Annotated in this window: 2 protein-coding genes; one reads left to right on the plus strand and one right to left on the minus strand. The window is 73.1% G+C overall.

Annotated elements, in window-relative coordinates:
• Positions 1–697: sodium:solute symporter family transporter (locus H0487_RS22670; protein ID WP_446685591.1), on the plus strand; the 697-nt coding region annotated here is incomplete at its 5' end.
• A 202-nt stretch (positions 698–899) separates the two neighbouring features.
• On the opposite strand, the gene H0487_RS22675 is transcribed toward H0487_RS22670, so the two are convergent.
• Positions 900–1,100 (minus strand): hypothetical protein (locus H0487_RS22675; RefSeq protein WP_220793715.1); only part of this gene is annotated, 201 nt, incomplete at its 5' end.

Raw genomic sequence — 1,100 nt, forward strand, 5'->3', positions numbered from 1 at the left:
CGGCCTCTTCTACTTCTGGCCGCCGGTGTTCGCGGCGCTCGGTCGCGTGTACGGCGGCGACCTCGTCGCCGACGGCCACGCCGATGTCCTCGTGCTCGAGCTGCCGCGGCTGATGGTGGACGGCGTCGGCGGCGAGGTCCTCACCGCGCTGGTGACCGCCGGCGCGTTCGCCGCGTTCCTCTCGACCGCCTCGGGCCTGGCGATCGCGGTCTCTGGCGTGCTGACGCAGGACGTCACCAGCCGGTGGGTCGGCGAGCGCGGCCCGACCGCGTCGGTGGCGACGGCATTCCGCCTGGCAGCGGTGCTCGCGGTGACGGTCCCGGTCGGGGTCGCGCTGCTCGCGACGAACCTCGGGGTGGCGCAGTCCGTCGGGCTGGCGTTCGCGGTCGCGGCGTCGACGTTCTGCCCCTTGCTGATGCTCGGCATCTGGTGGCGCGGACTCACTCCCGCGGGTGCGCTCGCGGGCCTTGCGGCAGGGGGCGTCGGTGCCGGCGGCGCAGCCGTCGTCAACGTGGTCGGGGTCGAGGCGTCCGGCTGGCCCGGCGCGCTGCTCGCGCAGCCGGCGGCCTGGAGCGTGCCGATCGCGTTCGCGACGATGGTGCTGGTCTCGCTCGCCACGCGGTCGCGCACACCCGCGCACGCGCACCGGTTCCTCGTCCGGCTGCACACGCCCGAGGCGCTCGACGTACCTCAGTGACACCTCGGGCCCGCGCGCACCGGTAACCCCTCCGCCGAATCCGTACCTACCTGGGTCGAATCCGTACCTACCTGGGTCGAGTCCGTACCTACCTGGGTCGAGTCCATCCGCATCCGCGGGAATCACCCGACTCGGTTCAGGAAGGTCCCGACTCGGTTCAGGAAGGTCCCGATTCGGTTCAGGAAGGTACGGATTCGACAGGCTAGGCGGGGATGCGGGGGTGCTCGAGGTCGTCGAGGAGGCGGGTGGCGCGCTGACAGAGGAGGTCGACGACCTGGGGGTGGGGACCTATGACGCCGGCGACGACGGCGGCACCGGCAGCGAGGGCGTCGCCGCGCGCGCGACTGCCGAAGTGGCCGGGGGCGAGCAGGTACGGCGAGACGGCGTCACCGGGGCGGACCAC

The organism is Nocardioides stalactiti, from assembly GCF_014180715.1.
In the GTDB taxonomy this organism is placed as follows: domain Bacteria; phylum Actinomycetota; class Actinomycetes; order Propionibacteriales; family Nocardioidaceae; genus Nocardioides; species Nocardioides stalactiti.